Here is a 581-nt window from a genome sequence, read left to right on the forward strand (position 1 = left end):
GGCATCCACCGTACGCTCTTCATTACTTACAACAAAGATGCTCGCGTCCACTGTGCAATTCTCAAACAACACACACACCCTCACGTCAACGCCGCCACCAGACAGTCACCCCCACAAGAAAACTCGCAGAAACAACCCGGTATGAACAACCGTGAAAGCCTGTATATGTCTTGCCTAGAAAGAAACACTCGCGTGTTCTCTCAGGACCCAACAGTGCATCGATATAACTCGCGTCCGATCCCATCGACGACCTCGGTGAGAGGCCGGCAACAAGAACCGAATGATGCGAATTGGTTGTCAGTGTTCCACCCGTGAGCTCCCGCCGTTCCACGTGTGGGAACGAAACGGGCTCTGCCAGTCCATCATCCGAGCACCTGTGTGCTGGTACATGTTCTGGAGAATGCTCCTTAGAAAGGAGGTGATCCAGCCGCACCTTCCGGTACGGCTACCTTGTTACGACTTCGTCCCAATCGCCGATCCCACCTTCGACGGCTCCCTCCACAAGGGTTAGGCCACCGGCTTCGGGTGTTACCGACTTTCATGACGTGACGGGCGGTGTGTACAAGGCCCGGGAACGTATT

The 581-nt window shown here is 55.1% G+C and carries 1 rRNA gene; it reads right to left on the minus strand.

The window, feature by feature from the left end:
* Positions 1-411: 411 nt before the first annotated feature.
* Positions 412-581 (minus strand): 16S ribosomal RNA (locus R3P93_RS24535); the annotation flags it as partial.

The organism is Rhodococcus cerastii, from assembly GCF_033042195.1.
GTDB lineage: Bacteria > Actinomycetota > Actinomycetes > Mycobacteriales > Mycobacteriaceae > Rhodococcoides.